Annotated in this window: 25 protein-coding genes; 6 read left to right on the top strand and 19 right to left on the bottom strand. The window is 40.1% G+C overall.

Translation table 11 applies throughout. The annotated features are described in order from the left end of the window. Window positions 1-4: 4 nt before the first annotated feature. The 4 genes from CBM24_RS17420 to dinB form a co-directional block, all read right to left on the bottom strand. Entirely contained in the window at window positions 5-1162 is a 1158-nt protein-coding gene (locus CBM24_RS17420; protein WP_088162130.1) for a 1-deoxy-D-xylulose-5-phosphate reductoisomerase, read from the bottom strand. A 15-nt stretch (window positions 1163-1177) separates the two neighbouring features. Next, window positions 1178-1984, bottom strand: coding sequence for a beta-carotene 15,15'-monooxygenase (locus tag CBM24_RS17425; RefSeq protein ID WP_088162131.1), 807 nt, complete (start codon window positions 1982-1984; stop codon window positions 1178-1180). A 155-nt stretch (window positions 1985-2139) separates the two neighbouring features. Continuing rightward, on the bottom strand, window positions 2140-4266 hold the full coding sequence (locus tag CBM24_RS17430) for a S9 family peptidase (RefSeq protein ID WP_088162132.1): 2127 nt from the start codon (window positions 4264-4266) through the stop codon (window positions 2140-2142). A 144-nt stretch (window positions 4267-4410) separates the two neighbouring features. Further along, window positions 4411-5508, bottom strand: coding sequence for a DNA polymerase IV (gene dinB, locus CBM24_RS17435; protein WP_088162133.1), 1098 nt, complete (start codon window positions 5506-5508; stop codon window positions 4411-4413). A 238-nt stretch (window positions 5509-5746) separates the two neighbouring features. Here dinB and CBM24_RS17440 point away from each other — a divergent pair, with 238 nt between their 5' ends. Beyond that, window positions 5747-6154, top strand: coding sequence for a hypothetical protein (locus tag CBM24_RS17440; protein WP_075993279.1), 408 nt, complete (start codon window positions 5747-5749; stop codon window positions 6152-6154). 44 nt (window positions 6155-6198) lie between these two features. Here CBM24_RS17440 and CBM24_RS17445 read toward each other — a convergent pair whose 3' ends face one another. The 3 genes from CBM24_RS17445 to CBM24_RS17455 are packed head-to-tail and all read right to left on the bottom strand — an operon-like array spanning window position 6199 to window position 8693. Then, window positions 6199-7155 carry an exonuclease gene (locus CBM24_RS17445; protein WP_312352506.1) on the bottom strand — a complete coding sequence of 319 codons (957 nt, stop codon included), beginning with the start codon at window positions 7153-7155 and terminating at the stop codon, window positions 6199-6201. 1 nt (window position 7156) lies between these two features. Beyond that, a complete protein-coding gene (coaE, locus tag CBM24_RS17450) occupies window positions 7157-7732 on the bottom strand; it encodes a dephospho-CoA kinase (RefSeq protein WP_198385935.1) in 576 nt (191 codons plus the stop codon). Window positions 7733-7742: 10 nt separating this feature from the next. After that, entirely contained in the window at window positions 7743-8693 is a 951-nt protein-coding gene (locus CBM24_RS17455) for a YbbR-like domain-containing protein (protein ID WP_088162134.1), read from the bottom strand. A 425-nt stretch (window positions 8694-9118) separates the two neighbouring features. Between CBM24_RS17455 and CBM24_RS17460 the strand changes: the two genes are divergently transcribed. Next, window positions 9119-9790, top strand: a complete 672-nt coding sequence (locus tag CBM24_RS17460) for a hypothetical protein (protein WP_088162135.1) — start codon at window positions 9119-9121, stop codon at window positions 9788-9790. A gap of 6 nt (window positions 9791-9796) precedes the next feature. Further along, on the top strand, window positions 9797-9997 hold the full coding sequence (locus tag CBM24_RS17465; protein ID WP_088162136.1) for a helix-turn-helix domain-containing protein: 201 nt from the start codon (window positions 9797-9799) through the stop codon (window positions 9995-9997). Window positions 9998-10095: 98 nt separating this feature from the next. Here CBM24_RS17465 and CBM24_RS17470 read toward each other — a convergent pair whose 3' ends face one another. After that, a complete protein-coding gene (locus tag CBM24_RS17470) occupies window positions 10096-11085 on the bottom strand; it encodes a BtrH N-terminal domain-containing protein (RefSeq protein WP_088162137.1) in 990 nt (329 codons plus the stop codon). A 305-nt stretch (window positions 11086-11390) separates the two neighbouring features. Here CBM24_RS17470 and CBM24_RS17475 point away from each other — a divergent pair, with 305 nt between their 5' ends. Beyond that, window positions 11391-12026 (top strand): hypothetical protein, encoded by a 636-nt coding sequence (locus CBM24_RS17475; RefSeq protein WP_088162138.1) that lies wholly within the window; start codon window positions 11391-11393, stop codon window positions 12024-12026. A 121-nt stretch (window positions 12027-12147) separates the two neighbouring features. Here the strand turns inward: CBM24_RS17475 and CBM24_RS17480 are convergent, their stop codons facing one another. The 6 genes from CBM24_RS17480 to CBM24_RS17505 form a co-directional block, all read right to left on the bottom strand. Further along, window positions 12148-12897, bottom strand: a complete 750-nt coding sequence (locus CBM24_RS17480; RefSeq protein ID WP_088162139.1) for a hypothetical protein — start codon at window positions 12895-12897, stop codon at window positions 12148-12150. After that, window positions 12876-13115, bottom strand: a complete 240-nt coding sequence (locus CBM24_RS17485; RefSeq protein ID WP_088162140.1) for a hypothetical protein — start codon at window positions 13113-13115, stop codon at window positions 12876-12878. The genes CBM24_RS17480 and CBM24_RS17485 overlap by 22 nt, the downstream gene beginning before the upstream one ends. A gap of 255 nt (window positions 13116-13370) precedes the next feature. After that, a complete protein-coding gene (gene yajC / locus CBM24_RS17490; RefSeq protein ID WP_088162141.1) occupies window positions 13371-13691 on the bottom strand; it encodes a preprotein translocase subunit YajC in 321 nt (106 codons plus the stop codon). A gap of 26 nt (window positions 13692-13717) precedes the next feature. Then, the gene (locus tag CBM24_RS17495) at window positions 13718-14179 is read right to left on the bottom strand and encodes a DUF1573 domain-containing protein (RefSeq protein ID WP_088162142.1); all 462 of its coding nucleotides are present in this window, start codon (window positions 14177-14179) and stop codon (window positions 13718-13720) included. A 27-nt stretch (window positions 14180-14206) separates the two neighbouring features. Beyond that, window positions 14207-15154, bottom strand: coding sequence for a transcription antitermination factor NusB (gene nusB / locus CBM24_RS17500; RefSeq protein ID WP_070565546.1), 948 nt, complete (start codon window positions 15152-15154; stop codon window positions 14207-14209). A gap of 60 nt (window positions 15155-15214) precedes the next feature. Then, on the bottom strand, window positions 15215-16294 hold the full coding sequence (locus CBM24_RS17505) for a Glu/Leu/Phe/Val family dehydrogenase (RefSeq protein ID WP_088162143.1): 1080 nt from the start codon (window positions 16292-16294) through the stop codon (window positions 15215-15217). Between the two features lie 181 nt (window positions 16295-16475). Between CBM24_RS17505 and CBM24_RS17510 the strand changes: the two genes are divergently transcribed. Continuing rightward, window positions 16476-18257, top strand: a complete 1782-nt coding sequence (locus CBM24_RS17510; RefSeq protein ID WP_088162144.1) for an ABC transporter ATP-binding protein — start codon at window positions 16476-16478, stop codon at window positions 18255-18257. Between the two features lie 94 nt (window positions 18258-18351). Further along, window positions 18352-18696, top strand: a complete 345-nt coding sequence (locus CBM24_RS17515; RefSeq protein WP_088162145.1) for a hypothetical protein — start codon at window positions 18352-18354, stop codon at window positions 18694-18696. 96 nt (window positions 18697-18792) lie between these two features. On the opposite strand, the gene CBM24_RS17520 is transcribed toward CBM24_RS17515, so the two are convergent. The 5 genes from CBM24_RS17520 to CBM24_RS17540 form a co-directional block, all read right to left on the bottom strand. Further along, on the bottom strand, window positions 18793-20034 hold the full coding sequence (locus CBM24_RS17520; RefSeq protein WP_088162146.1) for an MFS transporter: 1242 nt from the start codon (window positions 20032-20034) through the stop codon (window positions 18793-18795). Window positions 20035-20194: 160 nt separating this feature from the next. Continuing rightward, complete coding sequence (locus tag CBM24_RS17525; RefSeq protein WP_232475554.1) at window positions 20195-21289, bottom strand: dipeptidase; 1095 nt, start codon at window positions 21287-21289, stop codon at window positions 20195-20197. A 1-nt stretch (window position 21290) separates the two neighbouring features. Beyond that, window positions 21291-22397: a D-TA family PLP-dependent enzyme gene (locus tag CBM24_RS17530; protein ID WP_088162147.1), complete on the bottom strand. Its 1107-nt coding sequence runs from the start codon at window positions 22395-22397 to the stop codon at window positions 21291-21293. A gap of 10 nt (window positions 22398-22407) precedes the next feature. Further along, window positions 22408-22872 (bottom strand): RidA family protein, encoded by a 465-nt coding sequence (locus CBM24_RS17535; protein WP_075993294.1) that lies wholly within the window; start codon window positions 22870-22872, stop codon window positions 22408-22410. 30 nt (window positions 22873-22902) lie between these two features. Further along, window positions 22903-24231 carry a gluconate:H+ symporter gene (locus CBM24_RS17540; protein WP_088162148.1) on the bottom strand — a complete coding sequence of 443 codons (1329 nt, stop codon included), beginning with the start codon at window positions 24229-24231 and terminating at the stop codon, window positions 22903-22905. Window positions 24232-24275: the final 44 nt, after the last annotated feature.

Here is a 24275-nt window from a genome sequence, read left to right on the forward strand (position 1 = left end):
AAATTTAATCTTTGATTATTTCCTTCGTTATTAATCTTGCGACACGATCCGTCTCCAGATAATCATCCAGCGTCGGTGTCGTAATGAATTCTACTTTATCTAATGTTTGTTCAATAATATCACTCATCTCCAAAAAACCAACTTGATCTTTCAGGAAAGCATCCACAACAACTTCATTGGCTGCATTTAATACACAGCTTCTATTTCCGCCGGCACGAAGGCTCTCATAGGCAAGTGCCAAATTCCGAAAAGTTTCCATGTCTGCTTTTTCAAAACTGAGCGTTGGATAGTCCATGAAATTAAATCGCTCAAAACTGTTTTCAAAACGTGCCGGATAGGTCAGTGCATACTGGATCGGCAATTTCATATCAGGAACCCCCATTTGGGCCTTCATGGAACCGTCCTGAAACTGAACCAGCGAATGTACAATAGATTGGGGATGTACAATCACATCGACCTGATCTATTGACAGATTGAAGAGCCATTTTGCTTCAATCACTTCCAGCCCTTTATTCATCAAGGATGCTGAGTCAATCGTAATTTTGGCACCCATCGACCAATTGGGATGCTTCAAGGCTTCAGCCTTAGTCACTGCGAGAAGATCTGCTCTCTTTTTACCGCGAAAGGGTCCTCCGGAAGCTGTGATATATATTTTCTCGATTGGATTATGCTCCTCTCCAGCCAAACACTGGAAAATCGCCGAATGCTCTGAATCTACAGGAAGCATGCGTACACCATATTCTTTCACTAAAGCCATAATCAGCTCACCGGCGACAACCAGCGTCTCCTTATTGGCCAGCGCAATATCTTTTTTCGATTGAATTGCTTTAACAGTAGGTTTTAATCCCGCAGATCCAACGATCGCATTCAAAACAACATCTACTTCTTCGTACTGCACCACTTCAACCAGTCCTGCTTCTCCCAAAAGAACAGCGATATCATGTCCTTTTAAAGCATCCTGCACATAACTGTACTGAAGGGAATCTGTTACAACAACCGCTTTGGGCTTAAACTCCAAGGCCTGTTTAACCAACAATGTGGCATTGCTACCACAGGTCAGAACGATTGCTTCAAATTTAGTAGGAAAGGCTCTAATCACATCCAAGGCTTGTGTACCTATACTTCCCGTTGCCCCTAAAATGGCAATTCCTTTTTTACTCAAAACCTTTGCTATTAATTAAAATATATTATTTAAAATCTTTGGATCCTCTCCCCCATGGTAATCCGCCATCATGGATCGGTAAGCGACCGAAACAACAATACTAGCCAAAGGTACCACCAAGAAAGAACTCACGAGGTTCAAAATAATAAAAATTATGTAATATTCTAAATAATTAAAATACATCTGCAATAACTGAAAAAAAGCAAATACAGCCAAAATCAATAATAGTTTGAATACATTGCCCTTTGTCAGTGCAAAACTGAAGCGTAATGACCTCAATGTGCCCGCGTGTTTATCAATAATGAAAAATGGATAAAATGCCACTCTAATAATCAAGATGAAAGTCAATATTGCAGCGACAAAAACAACAAACATCGTAAAGTTGCTCATCAACTCCATCCGATTGTCACCATTTTCAAATAGATAAAGGAATGGTAAAGAAATGGCTCCTAAAATCATCAGGAGTGCTATGGAGAGCACCATTATACTTAACATTGCGCCAAAAAAATAGACGAGCTCCTTAGAACTAGGGATGCACTGGATCAATTTCTTATCATGATTTCCATCAATCAGACTTAAGATATACTTAAATAAAGTCATATTCAATCCGAAATACATCACCATGAAAAAAAATGCCATAAAACCACTCAACACCACATTGAAATCACTGATGGTGGTCGCGAGATAATTAGAGAGTCCGGAGGTCACGAACAGTAAAAAACAAAGCCCCGCCACTGAAAAATAATGTCTTTTCAGCAACTCCCATGACTTATTAAAAACCTCATTAACAGCAAAAGTACTTTCCTTTAGGAATTGAATCATTTTTTCTTTGAATAAACTTCTACAAAGATGCCATATTTTTTAATTTTCAACAATTTACACTCCCATAAAAATCATTTTTTTTATAATATTTAACATAAAAAAAAAATCCCCTATCCGAATGGACAGGGGATTCTATAGGGTATATCGAACTATGCCTATTTAAATTCTTTGGGAAGCGGCTTCTCCAATAAGTATTGATAGTAGAAACGCGCACGCTCATTAGAATCATATTTACTTTTCGAACGGTCAAATCCATGACGGCTTCCCGGATAGATCATCAACTCAAAAGGAACACTTCGATCTGTCAATTTATCAACAAGTTGGATTGTATTCTGTAAATGAACATTATCATCCATATCGCCATGCATAATACGCAAAACGCCTTTATAGTTATTTGCATAGGTTAACACAGAACCAGCTTTATAGCCTTCAGGATTGTCTTGAGGCGTATCCATCCATCTTTCAGTATAATGGCTATCGTACAGATCCCATGAGGTTACTGGAGCACCGGCAATACCAAAATCAAATACATCTGCGGCCTTCGTCATCGCTAAACAAGTCATATACCCTCCGTAGCTATGCCCGGTGATAAGCACTTTGTTTTTAGCTACCCAAGGTTGCGATTTTAACCATTTAACAATCGTTGAATAATCAATAATCTCCCAGTGACCAAGATTGCGGTGCATATAAGCAACACCTTGTTTACCAAAATGACCAGATGCCCGGTGATCTGCAGAGACTTGAATAATTCCTTCATTAGCCCAATATTGATTATTCGTTCCTTTCCAGGTATCTTTTACCGTTCCAGCATCAGGACCACCATAGATACTGAAAACAACAGGGTAAACTTTTGATTTATCGAAATTTGTCGGATAAGTAATTGTCAATGGAAGATCGAACAAACCATCATCTGATTTAAGATGTAAGTATTCGGTTTTACCATACGTATACGAAGCAAAATCAGCCGCTTTACTATCTGCTAACTGACGGACGACTTTACCTTGGTTATCCAACAAAGCAAACCGATCGGGTGTACTCACATTGGAGTATTTGGTAATAAAATACTTACCATCAGGCGATACATTGACATCGTGTGAGTATTCTCCGAAAGTCAGACGTTTTAAATTTTTACCCGAATAATCCACGCGGTATAAATCAAAACGTGCCGAATTTTCTTTACGTGCGGTAAAATAAATCACCTTATTTTTTTCATCAATCCGTTTTAATTCGGTTACCTGCCATTCGCCGGAAGTAATTGGATTGACCAATGTTCCGTCCAATTTATAGAGGTAGTAATGCGCCCAGCCCGTCTTATCCGATTTTAAGATATAATATTTGTTGTCCGCAAGATAGGTGATACGCTCATCGTGATCCAAATTGATCCATGAAGCCTGACGCTCGTCGTAGATTTCTTTTTTAGAACCAGAATTCGGATCCACTTGATAAAACTTCAAATTGTTCTGATCCCTGTTCATCCACTGCACCATCAAATTTTTGCTATCAAAGGCCCAGTAAGGCTGCCCAAAATACTGATCATCTTTTTCGTTGAAATCAGCCCAGGTAACGTTCCCCCCATCGAGATGAACGATACCCACCTTCACTTCCGGATTTGGGTCTCCAGCTTTGGGGTATCTTGTCTCCTCCAGGTAACCATGCTGGCCTTTGGACGAATAAATCGGAAACATAGGAACCTTGGTATCATCGAAACGCATGAAGGCGATTTTACGGCTGTCCGGAGACCACCAAAAAGCTTTGTATTTTGTTGGACGCCCAAGAATTTCCTCGTAATATACCCAAGATGACCAACCATTATAAATAACGTCGGTACCATCATTTGTATATTGCATTTCCTTTCCCGAAGTCACGTCCACGCTATACAAATTGCTTTTGCGGGTAAAGGCAACATATTTACCATCCGGCGATAAGGTCGGATTCTGTTCAGCAACATCAGGAGAGTTGGTCAACTTCTTGGCTACACCATCTGTACTTTTCAGGAAGATATCATTGTTTTCGACATAGACAACCGTCCCTTCTTTAGGAGGAACTGTATAAATGCTTCTGTGACCTGATTTAATGTTAACCTGATATAAACGACCATCATTTACATCATTTTCCAGATAAGCTGTCCCGTCTGCCCAGCCAGGATACTGATTCGTGCGAACTGTCAACGATGGCTTTTGCCCCCAGGACTGTGCAAAATCCAATTTCTTTTGTGCAAAACCAACCTCATGCACTAAAAAAACGATAGACGCACCTAAGAGTACTCTTGAAACCGTATTCATTAATTTTTGGATATGTTTATTAATTATTTTGGCTAAGATAAAGAATTGTGACAAATAACGACGATTTTGCCTGTAACAAGCTTAATTCAGATTGCGCGTACCATATGGCTTAGCAAAGACTTGATTAAGCCGGATGATTCCTTGCTAAGGACGATGCTCGAAAAGTGTTAGCTGTATACCTTCCTTTGGAAAATCAGCTTCTTCCACAAAATTTGATATCGAAACACCCAACAACCTTACTTTGTTCACCAGCTCAACCTTACTCAACAAACTATGGGCAGTGGCGTAAATTTTGTCTTCCGAATCAAAACTATTTTCTAAGGTTATACTGCGTGTCAACTGAACAAAATCGGCATATTTAATTTTTATGGTTAAGGTTCTTCCAGAGATTTCCTTTTTCCCGATGCGTGTCCACAACTGTTTGCAGAGCCGTTGCAAAATGGTATTTAATTCTTCAAATGCTTCTACATCCTCGCCAAAAGTATCCTCAATCCCGACCGATTTACTGCTGCGATTGGGGACAACAGGACGGTCGTCGATCCCGCGTACGATACGGTAAAAAAAGTGCCCAGTCTTTCCAAACCAGCGCACCAAATCCTCCTCGCGTTGTTTTTTTAAATCAAGCCCAGTAAAAAGCCCCAGTTCATGCATTTTTTTCGCGGTTACTTTTCCTACGCCAAAAAACTTATCCACGGGCAATGACTCCATGAACTTGACAATTTTCGAAGGACCTATAAATGTTAAGCCGTTGGGCTTGTCCATATCCGAAGCAATCTTTGCAACAAATTTATTGACGGAAACACCAGCAGAGACGGTCAGATTCAACTCTTCTTTAATAGCCTCTTTAATGGCTTTGGCGATATCAATAGCCGAACCAATACCCTGTTTGTCTATGGTCACATCCAAAAAAGCTTCATCCAGGGAAAGCGGTTCGATTAAATCCGTATAACGGAGAAAAATCTCCCGAATTTGGTATGAAACCTGACGATAAACATCGAAGCGAGGATAGGTAAAGATAATATGGGGGCACAACTGGAGAGCCTTTCGGGAGCTCATAGCAGATTTGACGCCAAACTTTCGCGCTTCGTAGCTGGCCGTTGTAACGACTCCCCTCCCATCCGGGGAACCACCCACTGCAATCGCTTTTCCCCGATATTCGGGAAAATCACGCTGATCTACAGAGGCATAAAATGCATCCATATCCAAATGAATAATCTTGCGATGTACCTGTTCGGGATCCATGATCCAAATTTACAAAAATTAGCATTATAGACTAAGAAAACCGAAAAATAACTAATAGAATTAGCAACACAGCACAAAACGACAATCACTAGGCTAGCCAAGCGTCAATCTAAGTATAATGCATTCGTCATTATGCTGTTAATTATTTATCTTTAGGTGAAACTATCCGTTGGACAGAAAAATCATCGTTCCGGCGCATAGTCCTAGTCACTGCATTAAATGGTTTTAATTAGCACACATGATGGAAAATTTACCCGAACAAAAACCGAAAAAATCCGGATTTAAGAAGTTCTTACTGCTGCTGATCCTTTTCCTCCTTGTGGGGGCTGGCTCCTATGTTTACTGGAAGTATTACTATGTATTCGGTGAAGGTGTAAAATCTGGCTATCTTAATTATGCTGTAAAAAAGGGCAATATTTTCAAGACCTACGAAGGCAAGCTCATCCAGGAGGGATTTGGAAGTATCAAAACGGGTGGTATCGCCAGCAATCAATTTGAATTTTCTATTGAAGATGATTCGATATTCCGTCAACTGGAGCTCAATAGTGGAAAATACTTCGATCTGCGCTACAAAGAATATCATGGTGTGCTTCCCTGGCGCGGAAACACGGTTTATATCGTTGACAAAATTGTCAATATGAAATAGTGAACTCCGCCGTGTTTACCAGCGGAGTTATCGACACAACTTACTTATGCAGAAAGCACATCACGCACGATCAATTTTTCGTTAAAATAACGTTTTAAAATGCTTCCGTCACCGTGTAGTGTCCAAACTTCTTTGGGATTTACCATCTTAATGTACTGAAGAATGTCATTCCAGTCCACATGATCAGAAATATACAGCTCGATATCATTCTGTACCTGTAAACGTTTCCAGCCTGAGGCAAATGCACGTAATACTTTGGTCGCCCTAAAATAACTATTGAAGGTCATCGGCGGTACCAAGTAAACTTTGTTCTGTTCGCCCTGTTTCATTTCTTTTCTGTTGTAGGGCTCGTAGTCTAATTTCTTCAGCCCGTGTTGATCATAAAGGCGATGGTAAGGCAATATTCCACTATGCACAAGCACTTTTCGATCCGGGCAGTACCTGTTGATCAAATCAGTAATTCGCTGCGCCTTGCCCAACACATAAGTACCTAATAAGATATTACTGGCATGTCCATCAAGTTTTTTTATCTCCTCCGCCGGATCGGGATGGCTGATATCCGGATTTGCAAAGGTACTTTCCGTAATGAGGACATCAGCCTGCTGCACTTTGATCGGCTCACAGGTATCATCAGCTTGTAACTTGTAATCGCCGGTGTACAAGTAACGTACCCCCCGATATTCCATTAGAATCTGTGCTGAACCCAGTATATGACCTGCTGGTAAAAATGTGATTTCGACTGCACCTATTTTAAAGGGACTATTAAACAATTTGACCTGATAAGAATCTTTGCGATTTTGTTTATACCGATAAGTCATAAAAACTGAAGTCGCATGTGTGGCATACACATAGTCGTGTCCTGAACTGGCATGATCGCCATGGGCATGAGATACGACATTGTGCATAACGGGATTGCTGGCATCAATAAAAAAATCACCATAACGGCAGTAATAGCCTTCTGGCTTTCTGACTAAGAAGTCAGCCAATAGTGTAGACATCATATTATTTTAGAAACTTTTGATGCAAAGTCCACACCTGCGGTAATAGCGGAGTGGTTCCATCATTAATGATGACGAAGTCTGCCAATTTTAATTTTTCTTCGTCAGATAGTTGCTTATTAATTCGCTCCATGACCTGTTCCTCAGTAACAGCATCACGTTCCATGACACGTTTAACGCGTATGGGTAAAGGCGCAGTAACCAGTATGGTATAATCAAGATCCTTGTAGGACCCACTTTCAAAAAGCAAAGCAGCCTCTTTGAGTGAATAACGGGACTTTTGCTGTTCAGCCCAGTCCTTTGCCGCCTGAATAACGATGGGGTGTACAATGCTGTTCACAAGTTCGAGCTTCGCCTTGTCGGAGAATATTTGTTCAGCCAAAAAAGCCCGATTCAGTTTCCCATCCTTATAGGTCTCTTCGCCGAACTCCGCAATCAAGCGAGCTTTGATTCGCAAATCGGAATTCATCAATTCCTTCGCCTCATCATCAGCATTATAAACAGGTACAGCCATGGCTTTAAAAAGCTGACAGATAAATGTTTTACCGGATCCAATTCCACCTGTTATTCCAATCTTCATGAAAATATTGTTATTTACGTACAAAAAAGTCCACGTTTTGAGGCACAACGCTAATTACCTTACAATAGTCCGGTACCTTGGTCAACAAAATAGGCAGATATTGCACCTCGTTTTTCTCCCAATCGGACAAATCCACCACCGCTTCAAAATCTCGCGATGTATAGGTATTATAATCTTTGACGGACATCAACACCGTGACGACAACTTTGCTCGGACTAAGCCTGACCGAGCTATAACGTTGGCCATTCTCCACTTTTACGGGCAACTCGATTATTTTCTCTGTCAATTCACCTACAGGCATGAGCACCTCGACCGAAGTCGGATAAACATTGATATTCGCTTTTTGGTTACGTGCCAGGTTGGCCACGGTCCGAACGTCGGTTTCGACTTCTTTCCCCCTAACGGTATCCGTTTCCCAATACTCGATAGCCGAAACATCCTCGTAAGGTCCGGTGATTGTCACATAAGCTGGTGTAACTTTGGTATCAGCGATAAAACCGTAGCCACGTTTAAATCCGATATTTGCAAGGGGTTTTACAGGCACCTTACGCTGGGTCTGTTTGGAAAAATCAAAAAACAAGGTATCTGGGCTAACTGACACCACGCGTTGTTCATGTGGAAACTGTCGGTTGATAAAGCCCAATTGGTTGGAAAAAACAATCCAGTCTTTGGTTTTTAACGAGCTTAGGTCCACCTGAACCTTTGGGGTTTCCAATGCAGCTTTGGAAAACAGGAATTGCCATCCTGTCATCTCCAGCTTCACTTTTACCGTATCGGATTGCTGGGGGTGAAATGCGCGTTTCTCGGGAAGATTGACATATTCAATCGCCGCCTTGACGGAAACAGTATATTGATTGGAGATCGAAAACAATAACCAAGCTAACAACGAAATTCCAACACAACGCACGAAGACATTAATCTTACGCCGTTGGGTCTTATTTATTCGAACTGCATTCGCCATGATACAAACTTAATCAATTTGCGTAAAAATCAGCCCATAGGCAAATAAAAACTTAGTCCACTAGGCGTATAAATCAGCTAATAAAAAATTGTCTGCCAAACGACAACTCACTTACCACCCCAAAAAATCCATGAACATCTTTCATAAGGAGAGCACTTGATCTGTTCGTAAAGGCAGACACGATCATCCAAAGTAAAAAACACCAATTGCATGCATCTATCCAAATAAGATGTACTTAAAATTTGGTCAAAACCGAAAGATAGCTTGATCAAATCCAGACTAAATTACTGTAATCGAAAGGGCAACCAATACAACCATAGCTTGAATAAATAGTATAATTCAATAAAAATTTAAAATAAAACATTAAATAATATATGTTTTATTTTAAATTTAATTAAATTTGTGTTAATCAAAAAAAATCAATTATGAAACTATCCACTAATAACACAGCGCGATATCTCTACTATCTTTCTCGCGTAGTAATGGTATTCTATGTCCTATTCTTGGCATCAAATCTATTTTCATCCGGCATACCTGCCGCAGGTAGCGGTCTCAAAGCTTATGGGGTTTATAATGTTAATATAATACCCAAAGCCGCAGATGGCCCAGCAAATCAACAAAAGGATGTTTCTCAAACATTGGATCACTGGTTCAAGGACACATTGATTATCAGTCCTTACCAAGCGAAGGGCTTCGTTCAGTTGAGATTTCAATCCCTGAAAGAATTACTTTCCTTCTCATCTATTCTTTATCAAACCGCACAGTTATGTTACTGGATTCTAATTGGTTTATTAATTCTCGTTGTCCAGAAACTTTTTAAATCGTTTAGTAATAATACATTTTTTACGGATAAAAATGCTTCATTAATCGTTTTCAGCTCATTCTGTCTGATGCTTTTGCCTGTTATGAGATGGATTACACAGGAATTTTTCCTTAATTGTATTACAAAATTAAGTTTAAATAGTTCGGACTATATGTTACACAATGGAACACATCTTTTCGATACGGAGACAATCATTGGATTAGTATTATTAGCTTTTGGCGCAGCTTTTAAATCCGGTGTCGTCTTAAGTAGGGAGAATGAATCCTTTATTTAATTAAACATGCCTATTATAATTAATTTAGATGTTGTCTTAGCTAAGCGTAAAATGTCTTTGACAGAATTATCGGAGAAAGTCGGTTTAAGCCTTGTGAATCTTTCCATCTTAAAAACAGGTAAGGCTAAAGGCGTCCGGTTTGAAACCTTAGAAGCCATCTGCAAAGTACTGGACTGCAAACCTGGAGACATTCTTGATATGGAGTAAACCAAAAAGATACAGAACAGTATAGTGCCAAATCTCTCTTTATCTCAAAATTAAGCTAACATAGAAACAGACAAACCCTGTTTTTACAGGAAACCGCATCAGCTAACACCGTGTTCTAATGAAACCAACAGCTTCATTGCATTTTTCTCTTTTGTGGCAAGGGTTTTGAGAATTTCTGACGCCTGTTGCAGGTCATCGAAACTGACTGTCTCCGCAATTTGATTAAACAATTCCGACAAGGATGTCCACAATAATGCAATCTGCGCAAACTCATGATGAACCTCAGCGATCTGCTCTATTTGGAGCAGATCATAACTTTCCTTTATAAAGTCGCGGTATAGATTTCGAAACAAAGCGCCACCAGTACCTGCGTTTTCCATCAAATTTGCAGCCATTTTAAACTCACTTTCAATCGCATGACTCGTCTTATACCATTTGGTCAATTCCTCAGCAGTTTTCAAAATTCCTTTATATGAAATGTTGCTGATGGGTGGTGCAAGATATTCCTTTGCATTATTGACCATTGCAGCAATCAGCACTTCTTTCAAGTCCAAATCCCCACCACTACCTGCTATCGTGTAATACAGATTTTTAGACGCCATAGGCCCCTTCTCAGCCCTAGCTAGCACCAAACTCGCAAGGGATGTAAGCACGCTTCCACCCTGCTGCCGCGTATCCACCAGATAGGCATTATCATGGTCATAGCCATAAATAGCTACATAATGACCCGCGAAATGAAAGGGTTTTGCAAAATACTCCAGATGATAGGCATCGAGTTTTAAGCCTACCGGTTGCCCCCTATCCAAGAGCTGTTGTACAGCCTGCCAAGCTTTTACTTTTGAAGAAGTTTCATGAACGCTGAGGTTTAGACCGAGATTTTTGCAGATATGCTGCGTCAGGAGATCTGGTTTTATTCGTCCGCCCAAAAATGGAAAATCCATGGTTTTCATTTTCCAATAGATAAAACTGAGCCCTTCCGCCAGTCCAAAAAGCATCGGCTCGGAAAGTTCAATGCCTATATGGGCAAGTAATGTACCTGTTGCCGTTGTTTCACAATGCTGCCCATCAAATGGTCTAAGATTTTTCATATCGTTTTTTTTCATAAAGTTACTCCCTCAATCGACAGCCCGATGTCAGCAGTAGATTAAACCCTAAAAACAAATGAAAAACCGTTGAGAATAACATCGCAAAAACGACTGTATTTGACAACTGTTACGTTTTATGTTTACAGGGGTTTTACAGGGGTATTACAGGGGGTTAACAGGGGTCAATCCCCTACTAACCCCCTGTTAATCCCCTGTAAAAATAGTGTTACTACTAAAGTAATTGAGAAAATAGTAGTAAATTGATAATAAGCTCAATACAAGAATTATAAACTAAAAGAGGAATAGCTATGGCAATTTTACAAAACGGTCCAAATGGACCTATTATTGGTAAATTTGGATCGGTGAGTGCCTACATGTTGAAGGATCAAAATGTAGTGCGCGGCCCAAAAAGAAAACGCAGCTCCCCACCAAGTGCGGCGGAGCTCTTAAACAGAAAAAAACAGCAAGTAGCCGGCAAGTTTGCCGGCCATAATAAGCGGCTTCTCGAATTTGGTTACCAGTTTTTAGCTGAAAAAGGAAGTCGCGTAGGTGCATTCCAATTGGCACAACGACATATTTTTAAGGAGGCCATCGAAATAGACGCAGAGAATAACCCTTTTGTTAATCCAGAACGACTGCTTCTATTTTCTGGTTCGCTAACCCCATTATCCAACTGCCAAGTCAGCATCAACAATGATGTAATCGACCTGAGCTGGGAAGCAGATGATCAATATAGTGATAGCGTATATAAAATCAACCTGGTATTATTGGACCCGTTTAATGAATCCCATTTAAGAACTTCTATCGCAAGCGTAAGCGAAGGTTCTTGTTCCCTTCAATTTGACCGGCTAAAGCGAAAAACCACTGATTTCCATGTCTATGTCGGAATATGGGATACCTTAGATGGCGGTTTTTCGAATTCCATTTATTGTGGAGTAATCTAAAGCATTGTTATCGTATCGAGCACTGCTCCGTCGCAGTTAGCTAAACGATGAAATTAAAAGGCATCACATAAAAAAGCCAGTTTTCTACGAAAACTGGCATTCATTTCTTTTAGGAAAAAGCTTATTCGTCAATTTTATTGACAACGTATTGAATAAACCAATTTGGAAGTTTATTTTCCGGTAATAAAATAGTAACCTCTCCACGAAATACTTCTGCTATCAGAACCATTGTTTCACCTGAGTTGTCAAATAGATAAGCTTTTTCACAAGTTCTTATCGCTGGCAATAAATTGGTCAGTGTACGATAGTATCTTTCGACGATTTTATCTTTTGGCACACCATGACCACCCTTCTCTTTTCTAATTTCAACACGAGAAATATTAATCAATGGGTCATCTAAGCAAACAAAATAAAAATACGTCCTATACTTTCTTTCACTTGCTTCATCAATTTCATCCAATTTGGACGGATGACTCATAACAGTCTCAAATGAATAGCTGATACCATTTTCGAGCAAATGATACCGTATAAAAGAGGTAATAAGTGACGCTTCATAACTATGAGTATCTCTAGACTTATCTACGATCATATTTTCACGAATAGCAATAGATATAGGATGTCCAGATTCTTTGGCCTTCCGTAATAGGCTTATAGATTGATCCCTGCCTAGAAATCGATCCAAGTCTTCCTGAGTAAGTTTTAATCCAAACCTATTAAGATTTATAAACCCAGCTTTGCTAATATCCTGTTCAATTTCGTCTGAATTAACAAAATAGCCAGTATTAAACTGGCTACTGATTTGCTTATATAAAGTTGATTTACCCGAACCATTTGGACCGGCAAATACCCTCAATCTTTTGGCCCTAGGCATAAAACAATACCTTTTTTTAATTTAACTTTACTCTTTATCCGATCTATTTTTTTAATAATCTGACGACTTCCGTCTACACGTTTTTCAACAACATATCCGCCCTCAATGATCTGTATCGATAAATCTAAAGCCCGGTTCTCCTTATTCGCAATTTCAGAAGCCTGTTTCGCTGCTTGATTTAATTTTCTGCGTTCTTCTTTCAATTCTAATGATGTCATAATAACCTCCGATGTCTAAATATACAAAATATTCACTATACTAATTCGAATAGGGATACATTTTAGACTAAATCTCGCAAGACGAAATAATTAAATTGCCACCAAAATATTATTTTATGTTATCAAAAATCAGGGATATCAGTGCACCTTTTTTATATTCGGGACTCGTTCCCTAGCGTAACCGTTTTACCGGAAACATAATAAAAAAAGCCAGTTTTCGTAGAAAACTGGCTTTTATTTCTTTTAGGAAAAGGCTTAAGAAGCGCTCTTCTCCGTGTTGTTAGCAGCTTTAGAAGCATCTAAAGCAACTGCTGATTTATCAAAACGGATTTTTACGCCCGAACCTACATCGACTAAGAAAGTAGTGTCTGATACTTCTACAATACGGCCATGAATACCAGCTGTAGTTACCACCTTTGAATTTACACCTAATTGCTCAATATATTTCTTATGGTCTTTTTGCTTTTTCATCTGTGGTCTGATCATGAAGAAATAAAATACCACAACTAGACCAACCATCATTATCAGTTGACCATAACCGGCGCCACCTGCTGCTTGTAATAATACTGTATTCATTTGTTATTATATCGTTTAATAATGTGTTATTTTGCTAATACTTCGCCTTTGAGCTGCACCGTTGTTAAGCCATTGGAAGCATTCGATTGAATCGTAATGATCTTCTGCTGTTTACCAACCTGTCCTTCACTATTGAAAGTTACATGGATCTCAGATTTTCCACCTGGCAAAATAGGGCTTTTCGAAAACTCAGGTTGTGTACAACCACATGAAGCAGTCACTTTCGAAATAATAACAGGTGCATCACCCGAATTTTTCAACACAAAGGTATGTTTTACCTGTGCGCCTTCCTTCACCTGACCGAAATCAAATGCAGACTCTTCAAATTCTACTTTTCCCAATTGTGCTGCTGCCTTAGAAAGGCTATCCGCAGCTGCTGTTTCAGTCGCTGTCTTGGTTCCCTCTTCTTTTCCTTTTTGTTCATTTCCACAAGAAAATAAAAGTACTGCCGACAAAGCTAAAACCGAATATTTGCCAAAGTTTTTCATTCGTATAAATTATTTATGCGTTTGGTTTTAATCTCTTAAACCACGACCTGCCTTCTGGATTCTTCCTTGTTGATTCAGATCGTTCAGTATTTTATCCAAGATACCATTGATAAATGTATTACTTTTCAATGTACTGAATACCTTAGAAATTTCAATATACTCATTTATTGTCACTTTCACTGGAATAGATGGAAAATTAACCAATTCACATATGGCCATACGCATCAATAATGTATCCATTAAGGCAATACGATCTGATTCCCAATTCTTCGTTTTCTCAGAGATAAGCTTTTGATACTCATTTGTATTGCGAATAGTTTTACCCAACAATGCAATGACATAGTCGCTATCATCATTCCAGTTTTGCGTAATCTCTGCAAGTTTATTTTTACGTGGATCTTCAGAACTAAAATTCTTAAAAGTCTTCGCAATCAACGCTTGCAATACTTCTTTATCTACCGGCCAGTTGATGAATTTTTCTTCAAAAACCTGCTCTATAACCGGCGATTTCAAGATGATCTTTTTAAAGATATGCTTGATGATATCTTTTTCCGTACCGATCGAACGATCTTCTTGTTGCAAGTACTCCAAATAAGCTTCAGAATCCTTTAACTGCAAAAATACAGTACGTACGATCTCCGGATCAAAGCTCCAGGAAATCTTATACTTTTTGACACCTTCTCCATATTGTGGATTTTGTCTCAATGACTCAATAAAAGTGTTTGTACTTAACTTGGTCGTTAAAGACAAGTCTTTTTCAGTTGGTAAAAACTTATTGGCCCTACCCTCTGCATCTATTAAGACATAATCAGATACTTCATCTAAAAGATTCAGTGTCCACATATACATCTCATAAACTTCATCCACATTTTTTAATAGTGCTTTCTCAAATGTTTTGATGTCTTTATCTTCCGAAAGACTGTACGCATAAAGCGTTTGCACTACTTTTACCCTCAGGTGTCTCCTGTTTAACATAGTAATTTTAAAGAACGATTTTTTATAAAATAATAAATAAGAACGATTTTGGGATGAAGACTATCTCTTGATTTTTTTAATATCTTGGATACGCTTCTCCGCGATGCGATTGGCCGCTTCAAAAGTAGAGATATTCTCTTCTTTTGATTTTTTTAACACGTCTCTAGTCGCATTATAAATATTTTTGATCACAAATTCAGTGTGATCTACGCCATAATTTTGAATTTCTGAATAACAGCCGATTAATGCACCAGCGTTGATCAAATAGTCAGGAGCGTATAATATACCTCTTTCATGAAGGATAGAACTTGTAACAAGTTCATCTTTCAATTGATTATTGGCAGAACCAGCAATAATTTTGCATTGCATTTTCTGTGCGGATTCTGGATTTACGGTACCACCTAATGCACAGGGAGAATATACATCAAATTCGTGATCGAATACTTCACCGTAAGGTATTGGTTCAGCTTTGTACTTAGCCGCTACTTTTAGCATTTTTTCTTCCGTAATATCGCTTACATATACACGCGCATTCTCTTCACGCAACATCGCAATTAAACGCTCACCAACACCACCTACTCCATGTACAATTACTTTTTTACCAGCAACATTTTCCGATCCGTATAATTCCTTTAAGCATGCTTTTATACCGAAATAAACACCTTGAGCAGCGAAGATCGAAGGATCACCAACGCCACTGCCATGAATTGCTTTTGGTAAACCTGCAACATGGTCAGTTTCGGTATAAATATGTTCTAAATCGCGTTGTGTGGTACCTACATCCAAAGAAGCAATGAAATTACCATTCAATCCTTCAATAAACTGGCCCAAACGGCGCAATAAAACCTCAGATTTGTCCAAACGGCTATTCCCAATAATAACAGCACTACCACCGCCTAAATTCAATCCAGTGATGGCTGATTTATACGTAATGGCCTTGGATAAACGTAAAGCATCCTCAATAGCTTCTTCTGTACTTTCGTATGGTAACATACGAACCCCTCCTATCGCAGGCCCTAAGGTTGTATCATGGATCGCAACGATAGCTTTCAAGCCCACTAATTCATCATTACAGAAAAATAAGTTTTGATGGCCAGACTGGCTCATCAATTCAAAAATAGAATTTTGAGATGTTGACATAAAATGTACTACTCTAATTTGTTTTAATTTTTTAAGGTACTTGATGCAAAAGTAGGAAAATTATTCGTTGTGCATAACAACTTTTTTTATCCAAGACTTAACATTTGATTTCCGAATGACAGTAAATTCACTCAAATCGTAAAGCATTTTGATGAATTAGTCCTACTTTTGTATTCGTAATATGAAGGATCTCGCCTACTTAAATAAGTACTTTTATAAATACCGCTGGAAACTGATTCCAGGGGTTATTTTTGTTATCATCTCCAACTATTTCGGGGTATTGCCTGCGAAGGTAATCCGCGAAGCATTTGATTTGGTACAGGAAAACATCTATCTATACCGTCTATTTGATGGTTTCGACAGACAGGAACTCATCTACCAGGTTTTTGGCACCAGTCTCCTGTTTTTTGGTTTCGTCGTTCTCCTACTTTCGCTGTTGCGGGGCATATTTTTATTCTTTATGCGTCAGACGATCATTTTAACGTCGCGTTATATTGAATACGACCTCAAAAATGAGATCTATAATCATTACCAAGATTTAAACTTCGGTTTCTTTCGGAAGAACAATACCGGAGATCTCATGAGCCGAGCCACCGAAGATGTCAATCAGGTACGTAACTACCTCGGACCCGCCATCATGTATGCGATCAATACCGTAGTTTTATCGATCATGGTCATCTATGCGATGTATAGTGTCAATGGACGGTTGGCGACCTATGCATTGGCGCCAATACCGGTTCTATCGGTTATTATTTTATTTGTCAATAAGATTATTAACAAGCGTAGCTTAAAAATTCAGAAACAACTGGCGAACCTTTCTTCTTTTGTGCAGGAAACTTTTGCTGGTATCCGCGTCATCAAGACCTATACCAGAGAACAAAATAAAATGCAGGAATTTGAGAAGGAAAGTACCATTTACCGTAATACGGCTCTTGATCTCGTCAAAGTACAGGCTGTTTTCTTTCCGCTTATTCTATTGCTGATTGGGCTCAGTACGGTAATCACCATTTATATTGGTGGAATTGAAGTTGCCAAAGGAACAGTCACTGCCGGAAATATTGCTGAGTTTATCATCTATGTCAACCAGTTGACTTTCCCGGCCATGTCTTTGGCTTGGGTTACCTCATTGGTACAACGTGCTGCAGCCTCACAAAAACGCATCAACGAATTTCTCCATACTGAATCTCCAATTGTTAACGGAACAGCTACCCAAGAACTAGCGGGTGAAATCAGGGTTGATGGGATCTCCTTTACCTATCCGGAAACGGGTATTCAGGCGATTAAAAATATATCGTTCCAAATTCCGATCGGCAAAACACTTGCTATTATCGGAAAAACAGGATCCGGAAAATCTACACTGGCCAACTTACTCCTTCGGATGTATGATATCGACAACGGAAGTATTCATTATGATAGTCTTGAAATTAAAAACCTTGACTTCAAAAGCTTACGCCAACAAGTTGGATTTGTCCCACAAGATGTTTTCCTATTTTCAGATACCATTGCAAATAATATAGGCTTTGGTTTAGATCACTTTACACAGGAACAAGTGGAACAGGCCGCCAAAGATGCCGCTGTATACGACAACATTATAGCTTTTGAAGATGGATTTGAAACCGCCGTTGGGGAACGTGGTATCACCCTCTCCGGTGGACAAAAACAACGGGTTTCCATCGCACGCGCTTTAATTAAGGAACCCAAAGTATTGATTTTTGATGACTGTCTTTCAGCCGTGGATACAAAAACAGAAGAAACAATTCTCCGTTCGCTAAGCCGCATCATGAAAGGCAAGACCTGTATTTTTATTGCCCATCGCATCTCGACAATCAAGAATGCAGACCATATATTGGTGATGGATCAAGGAGAAATTGTGGAACAGGGTACACATGCTGAATTGATGGAGAAAAGAGGTGAATATTTTGAACTCCATGAAAAGCAATTACTGGAAAGTGTCGAAGGATAATTAAAATATCCCTGAATTCAGCTAAAGGATGGAAGGGATATCTCTCCTAAATTTGACTTAAATATTTAAGTCAAACATTTTACATTAAAGGATCATGGAGAGAACCCCTATTCAGAAGGCTACGTCAAGTGACGGAAAAACAATTGCTATTATTTCTTACTTAACCATCATCGGCCTTGTTGCTGCCATCATTATGAACAACAAGGAAAAGACTGCTTTAGCGCAATTCCATATCCGACAAAGTATAGGAATTTCAGTAACAGGAATGGCGTTGGGACTGTTACGTTTTGTTCCAGGTATTGGCGGAATTGCCATTAGTATTGTTGGATTGCTCCTACTTATTGCTCTTATATTAGGATTAATATCCGCATTTTCCGGAGAGCGGAAACCACTCCCCTTTATCGGTGAAAAATACCAGGAATGGTTCAATATGATCTAATCAACATTTTCAAGACATGGAGCACCTTCCCATCAAAGATGCTCCATGTTATCGTTTTTTATGAACGTTCTGCCTTTAATTGGACGTAGCGCATCTTTAGCTAGCTTTCATATCCGGCACCGCTTTCTCCTCTTTAAAAAACAGGGCAAATAGCACAAGACAAAAACCAGAAATACCTGCTGGAATAAACCAAAGATATTCCCAAAATTGAGCAGCATAAGCTGTTTTTAGGTAATCTGAAACAGCACCGGCAACCCAAAATCCGATCAGCATACCTACACCATACATCGCGATGGTAATAAGACCCTGTGCAGAAGCTTTGTATTTTTCACCAGCAATTCGATCGGTATAGATCTGACCCACTACGAACATAAAATCATAGCAGATGCCATGCAATAAAATTCCGAACAGCAATAAGAATGACCGTTCCTGTCCGTCGCCGTAAGCAAAAAACAAATAACGGAGTGCCCAGGCCGCAATGCCCAGTAAAATCATCTTTTTATACCCCAAGCGTCTAAAGAAAAATGGAATCAACAACAAGCAGATGGCTTCGGAAAATTGCCCCAATGCCATTTTTGCTGTGGGATTGGGTATTCCGGCGTTGACCAAAAATGGGTTCGCATTTTGATAATAGAACGAAATGGGAATACAGATGACAATTGCTGTTACAAAAAAAATCAGAAAACTCCGCTGTTTTAAAAGCTTCAATGCATCCAAACCGATTGCCTTTCCAAAATCAAACTTTTCATCTCTAAGCTTCACCTGTGGTGGTGTTTTTGGCAATGCTAGACTGAAGACCGCCAATAATAACGAACAAACCGCGCCCATAATAAAGGTATTATGCAGGGCACCTGCCTGTATCGATTCGGGAGCATCCCAACGGAACAAATAACTGATCACGAGTCCCGAACAGATCCAACCGATCGTTCCCCACACGCGTACCCCCGGAAAATACTTCTTCGCGTCTTCAATATGCCGGAATGCGATTCCATTGGATAAGGATAGCGAAGACATGTAAGCCATAAAATAGACAAATACATAGGGATAAAAATGTGTCGCATCCGGTGCTTGCGACATCCCGTAAAGTAGTGCAGCTCCAAGGAGATGTAATGCTGAAAGTACCCGCTCGGCATTAAAATACCTGTCGGCGACAAAACCCACAAAAAAAGGAGCAAATACAGCACCAAGGGATTGTGTCGCAAAAATATTTGCGACCTCCATACCCGAGGCATTGAGCGATTTAATGAGGTATGTTCCCAAAGTTACAAACCAAGCCCCTTTGATAAAATACTCTAAAAACATCATCAGGGACAATTGCACGCGTAATACTGGTTTCATCTATTAATTGGTGTTGGAGGTGTTTGTTTTGATTCGTTTAATCGGCTTCGCTATTGTTAACTATTTGCTCTTCAAGACATGCTATCATCTGGGTAGGTTATTGACCTATTTGTGCTCAAGGATGTCTCCATTTCTTTTCTTAAGATTCGATTATCTTTTCTTAAGATTCTGGCAATGCATTTCGCATAAAATTAAGCCAGTTCTTGCTGGCAATCTTTTCAAGATCCGTGTTATCATACCCTCTTTTTGACAGGATACCAAATACTTTTTGGATATCAGCAATAGTTTCCAGATCATAAGGACACTGCTCACGTCCAAATGCTCCGTCTAAATCGCTCCCCACCCCAACATGATCGACAGTTCCTGCCAATTGACAAATATGATCAATATTGTTAGCCATGATATCCATGGAGCAATTGCTTGTTTTAGGGTCGGATACACCGCGGACCCAATTCGGTACCATCATCCAAGCATCAAGCGCTACACCGATCACTGCTTTTTTCTCCACAAGTGTCTTAATCATTTCATCACTGAACTGCCTATTATGGTCCACAAACTTGCGGCAATTATTGTGACTGGCCCAAATCGCACCCTGATAACGTTGTACAGCATCCCAAAAAGCATCATCATTTAGGTGTGTCGCGTCCAATATCATCCCCAATCGCTCCATTTCCTGCAACAACCTTATTCCCTGCTCATTAAGCTTGCCGGATGAATCTGTTCCGTTGGCATATCTACCTGGCCCGTAATGTGCTGGTCCAATCGCTCTTAAACCATATTTATAAGCTGTTTCGAGATAGCTGATATCCACAATGGAATCGGCACCTTCCAGACTCAGCAGGTACCCGATTGGCTTATCGGCATGATCGCCCCCCTCTGACCAGAGCGCCAAATGCTGGTCCAGATCAGTTTTCGTACAGATCATTTTCATTTGGCCATCGGCTTCCATTGCTTTATACCATGCAAGCTGACCCTGTGTTTGCGCCCATGCCTGTTCCGGTGAGTACCAGCCTGGTAATAGGCTATCGGGTTTTACGAATCGAGCGATTTGTGTAGCAACAACCAAACCAATATGACCACGACGCAATTCGTCAAAAGTGACTGTTGCCTTAGCCCGATCGGGTTTGTCATCCATCCCCTTTTCCCTACGGTTCAGTTCAGTAATCGGCAATCGAAGATCCCGATTCCATTCCATGGCATTCATACTCAAATCCAAATGTGCATCGACCAAAAATGGCATTTCAAATTCGTACATATCAATAATTTATTTTTTTATTTCGCGCATAAACAGTCCAAATTTGATCTGCCTGCCGTTCATTGACAACTTGAAGTTCGCCATAACAAGCTACTGTCGGACAGATATGTCGTGGCACAGCATACAGCGCATCGCCAATATTAAATTGTGCAGTATTGGAAACTTCAACAACCAAATGTTCTTCACTCTGCATTTTTATTTCGCCAATACGGGGATCGAAAAACTTGACGCGAGGCTGCGGCGATTCACATGCAACTGATTTATACCCCAGGTCCAAACAAAGGTGCTTGTGATCAACGATAGAAACGACTCGCGTCAAAAGTACCGCCGCAAGCATAAAATCCTGTTCTGCGTAATTTTCGGCATAGCCGAAATCCCAAAACACAAACGTTCCGGGACTGCATTCTACATCGCTGCGTTCGGCATGAAAAGGGAAACTTGGTGAACCGCCAATAACTTTAGTCAAAGGTTTAGAAGTGGACACCTGCGCCATAAGGTAGGCAGTTTCGAGTATACCATATGAATGTTGGGATTGCTTTTCGCGAAGTTTATAATCCTTATCATGAATATGACCGTCATAACCATGCACACCTACCAACTGAATACCTTCCAAAAGATGGATATCCATAACGAGACGCTCAATCCCTTCTAAAGGTAATCCTGTTCGGCCCATGCCAATATTAACATCCAGATAAACAGCGCTGCGTAAGCCTTTCGACAAGCTCCACTTTGAAATCTCCTGTGCTGCATCGACATGATCCACAAGACAGGCAAAATGTGTCTCCGGAAAGGCGGTTACAAGATTCAAAAAACGATCTATCTTTGGCCCTACGGGCTGGTATGCCAGCAAAACATCTTTTGCACCGATAACACCCAATAGTTCAGCTTCTGCAATGGTTGCACACTTAAACTTTGTAATCCCCTTATCCATCATCAGTTGGCATACTTCCCGACACTTGTTCGTTTTGATATGCGGCCGCAATCGATCAGCCCGCCCATGCACAATATGTAAAGCGCGGTCTATGTTCTTGACAATGCGATCAGGATAGACCAGCAAGGCTGGCGAATCGACCTGATCAACATCATGTATATGGCACCAAGTTTCCATACAATTCCGATTAGTATAATTCAAATAATGCTTCGATTTCTACGGGAATATTATCGGGCAAAGATCCAAATCCAACTGCACTACGTGTTCCAATACCATTCTCTTCTCCCCAAACCGCAGCGAATAGTTCACTACAGCCGTTAATTACACCTGGATGATAAAGAAAATCCGAGGTACAGTTGACCATACCCAATACCTTGATCACACGCTTGATTTTGTTCAATGAGCCCAAATTGGTTTTAATGGTCGACAACATGGTTAGGCCTACTTGTCTCGCTGCAAGTTTGCCTTCTTCAGGACTGATATCACTTCCAATGCGACCGATAATTAATGCAGCATCATCTTGTACGGGACCATGACCAGAAAGATACAGATACTTGCCGTCAATGACGTATGGTTTATAGACACCTTTAGGTGCCGGTGCTGGAGGTAATGTCAAACCTAATTTTTCGAATTGTTCGTCTGCGTTGTACATCTTTAACGATTTTAAAGTTTAAAATAATAGCTAATATAAAATTAATTGCAATAGTAAAACAGCAAGGAGCCCAACAATGGAAACAATCGCCTCCATGATCGACCAGGAAAATAACGTATCCTTTACGCTTAGGCCAAAGTACTCTTTAAATAGCCAAAATCCGGCATCATTGACATGGGAGAACATCAGACTTCCGGCTCCTATCGCCAATACCATAAGGTTAGGGTCCGCTTTTCCCCCTGTAACAATAGGTAGCAGAACACCAGCGGCTGTCAAGGCGGCTACTGTGGCCGAGCCGACACAACCTCTGATAACAGCTGTAATTAACCAAGCCAACAGTAAAGGTGAAATGGGGAGCTGCTGCAGGGTATTGGCCAATAACAGACTAACTCCACTGTCCTCCATAACTTGTTTAAAGATTCCCGATCCAGCAATAATCAATAGAATCATGGCAATATCTTTCACCGCAGACTCATAGATTGTCATCACATTGGCCATCGATCGTCCCAATTTCAATCCTAATAAATAGGTTGCTACACCGACCGCAATAACCATAACAACGGTAGGGTTGCCGATAAACTTAACTCCCTGCTGCAGCGCTATATTGGTTGTATGATAGCAATAAGGAAGCAATGTAAATAAGACAATGAGCAATACCGGCAGCAAGGCAACAGCCAGACTTACCCCCACTGTCGGGCGCGGATACTGCGCTGACTCCGAACGATCTTTCTCGCTAAAAATTGATTCCTGACTTGCCCGTATATTTTTGAGGCTTCTTCCAAAAATTGGCCCACCCAAAATAATAGCAGGTATGGCGATCAACAGACCATAGATAAGTGTCAGTCCCATATCAGCGTGAAACAGGGCAACTAATGCAACTGGGGAAGGATGCGGCGGAATAAAGCCATGTGTTACAGACAGGGCTGCCAGCATCGGTAATCCGATATATACTGCCGGCAACTTATAGCGGTAGGAAATCGAAAATATCAAGGGAACTAATAAGACAAATCCGATTCCATAAAATAACGGTATTCCAACGATAAACCCCGTCAACATAAGCCCCCACTGAAGATATCGTTCTCCCATCAGGCGGACCATTTGCTCAGCAATAATCTCGGCGGCCCCACTTTCTGCTACAATTTTCCCCAACATTGCGCCCAATACAATAATTAAAGTCAGGCTTCCCATAACGCCTGCAACACCTTTTTCAACTGTACCCACCAACTGTGCCGGTGGAATACCCAAACAAAGTCCACTGAATAAGGAAACAACTAAAAAAGCGAGAAAGGCATTGATCTTAAAATAAGTTATGCAAAGGATAAGCAAACAAATGCTGATTACAATGAGGATTATAGTCATTATATCACTATTAGGTTTTCCCTCAATTTGAGAGCTTGTATAAA

The organism is Sphingobacterium sp. G1-14 (assembly GCF_002196555.1).
In the GTDB taxonomy this organism is placed as follows: domain Bacteria; phylum Bacteroidota; class Bacteroidia; order Sphingobacteriales; family Sphingobacteriaceae; genus Sphingobacterium; species Sphingobacterium siyangense.

Coding starts and splice junctions, on each gene's coding strand:
- CBM24_RS17425 (WP_088162131.1), bottom strand. CDS start 1,984: ATGATTCAATTCCTAAAGGAAAGTACTTTTGCTGTTAATGAGGTTTTT.
- CBM24_RS17430 (WP_088162132.1), bottom strand. CDS start 4,266: ATGAATACGGTTTCAAGAGTACTCTTAGGTGCGTCTATCGTTTTTTTA.
- dinB (WP_088162133.1), bottom strand. CDS start 5,508: ATGGATCCCGAACAGGTACATCGCAAGATTATTCATTTGGATATGGAT.
- CBM24_RS17440 (WP_075993279.1), top strand. CDS start 5,747: ATGATGGAAAATTTACCCGAACAAAAACCGAAAAAATCCGGATTTAAG.
- CBM24_RS17445 (WP_312352506.1), bottom strand. CDS start 7,155: ATGATGTCTACACTATTGGCTGACTTCTTAGTCAGAAAGCCAGAAGGC.
- coaE (WP_198385935.1), bottom strand. CDS start 7,732: ATGAAGATTGGAATAACAGGTGGAATTGGATCCGGTAAAACATTTATC.
- CBM24_RS17455 (WP_088162134.1), bottom strand. CDS start 8,693: ATGGCGAATGCAGTTCGAATAAATAAGACCCAACGGCGTAAGATTAAT.
- CBM24_RS17460 (WP_088162135.1), top strand. CDS start 9,119: ATGAAACTATCCACTAATAACACAGCGCGATATCTCTACTATCTTTCT.
- CBM24_RS17465 (WP_088162136.1), top strand. CDS start 9,797: ATGCCTATTATAATTAATTTAGATGTTGTCTTAGCTAAGCGTAAAATG.
- CBM24_RS17470 (WP_088162137.1), bottom strand. CDS start 11,085: ATGAAAAATCTTAGACCATTTGATGGGCAGCATTGTGAAACAACGGCA.
- CBM24_RS17475 (WP_088162138.1), top strand. CDS start 11,391: ATGGCAATTTTACAAAACGGTCCAAATGGACCTATTATTGGTAAATTT.
- CBM24_RS17480 (WP_088162139.1), bottom strand. CDS start 12,897: ATGCCTAGGGCCAAAAGATTGAGGGTATTTGCCGGTCCAAATGGTTCG.
- CBM24_RS17485 (WP_088162140.1), bottom strand. CDS start 13,115: ATGACATCATTAGAATTGAAAGAAGAACGCAGAAAATTAAATCAAGCA.
- yajC (WP_088162141.1), bottom strand. CDS start 13,691: ATGAATACAGTATTATTACAAGCAGCAGGTGGCGCCGGTTATGGTCAA.
- CBM24_RS17495 (WP_088162142.1), bottom strand. CDS start 14,179: ATGAAAAACTTTGGCAAATATTCGGTTTTAGCTTTGTCGGCAGTACTT.
- nusB (WP_070565546.1), bottom strand. CDS start 15,154: ATGTTAAACAGGAGACACCTGAGGGTAAAAGTAGTGCAAACGCTTTAT.
- CBM24_RS17505 (WP_088162143.1), bottom strand. CDS start 16,294: ATGTCAACATCTCAAAATTCTATTTTTGAATTGATGAGCCAGTCTGGC.
- CBM24_RS17510 (WP_088162144.1), top strand. CDS start 16,476: ATGAAGGATCTCGCCTACTTAAATAAGTACTTTTATAAATACCGCTGG.
- CBM24_RS17515 (WP_088162145.1), top strand. CDS start 18,352: ATGGAGAGAACCCCTATTCAGAAGGCTACGTCAAGTGACGGAAAAACA.
- CBM24_RS17520 (WP_088162146.1), bottom strand. CDS start 20,034: ATGAAACCAGTATTACGCGTGCAATTGTCCCTGATGATGTTTTTAGAG.
- CBM24_RS17525 (WP_232475554.1), bottom strand. CDS start 21,289: ATGTACGAATTTGAAATGCCATTTTTGGTCGATGCACATTTGGATTTG.
- CBM24_RS17530 (WP_088162147.1), bottom strand. CDS start 22,397: ATGGAAACTTGGTGCCATATACATGATGTTGATCAGGTCGATTCGCCA.
- CBM24_RS17535 (WP_075993294.1), bottom strand. CDS start 22,872: ATGTACAACGCAGACGAACAATTCGAAAAATTAGGTTTGACATTACCT.
- CBM24_RS17540 (WP_088162148.1), bottom strand. CDS start 24,231: ATGACTATAATCCTCATTGTAATCAGCATTTGTTTGCTTATCCTTTGC.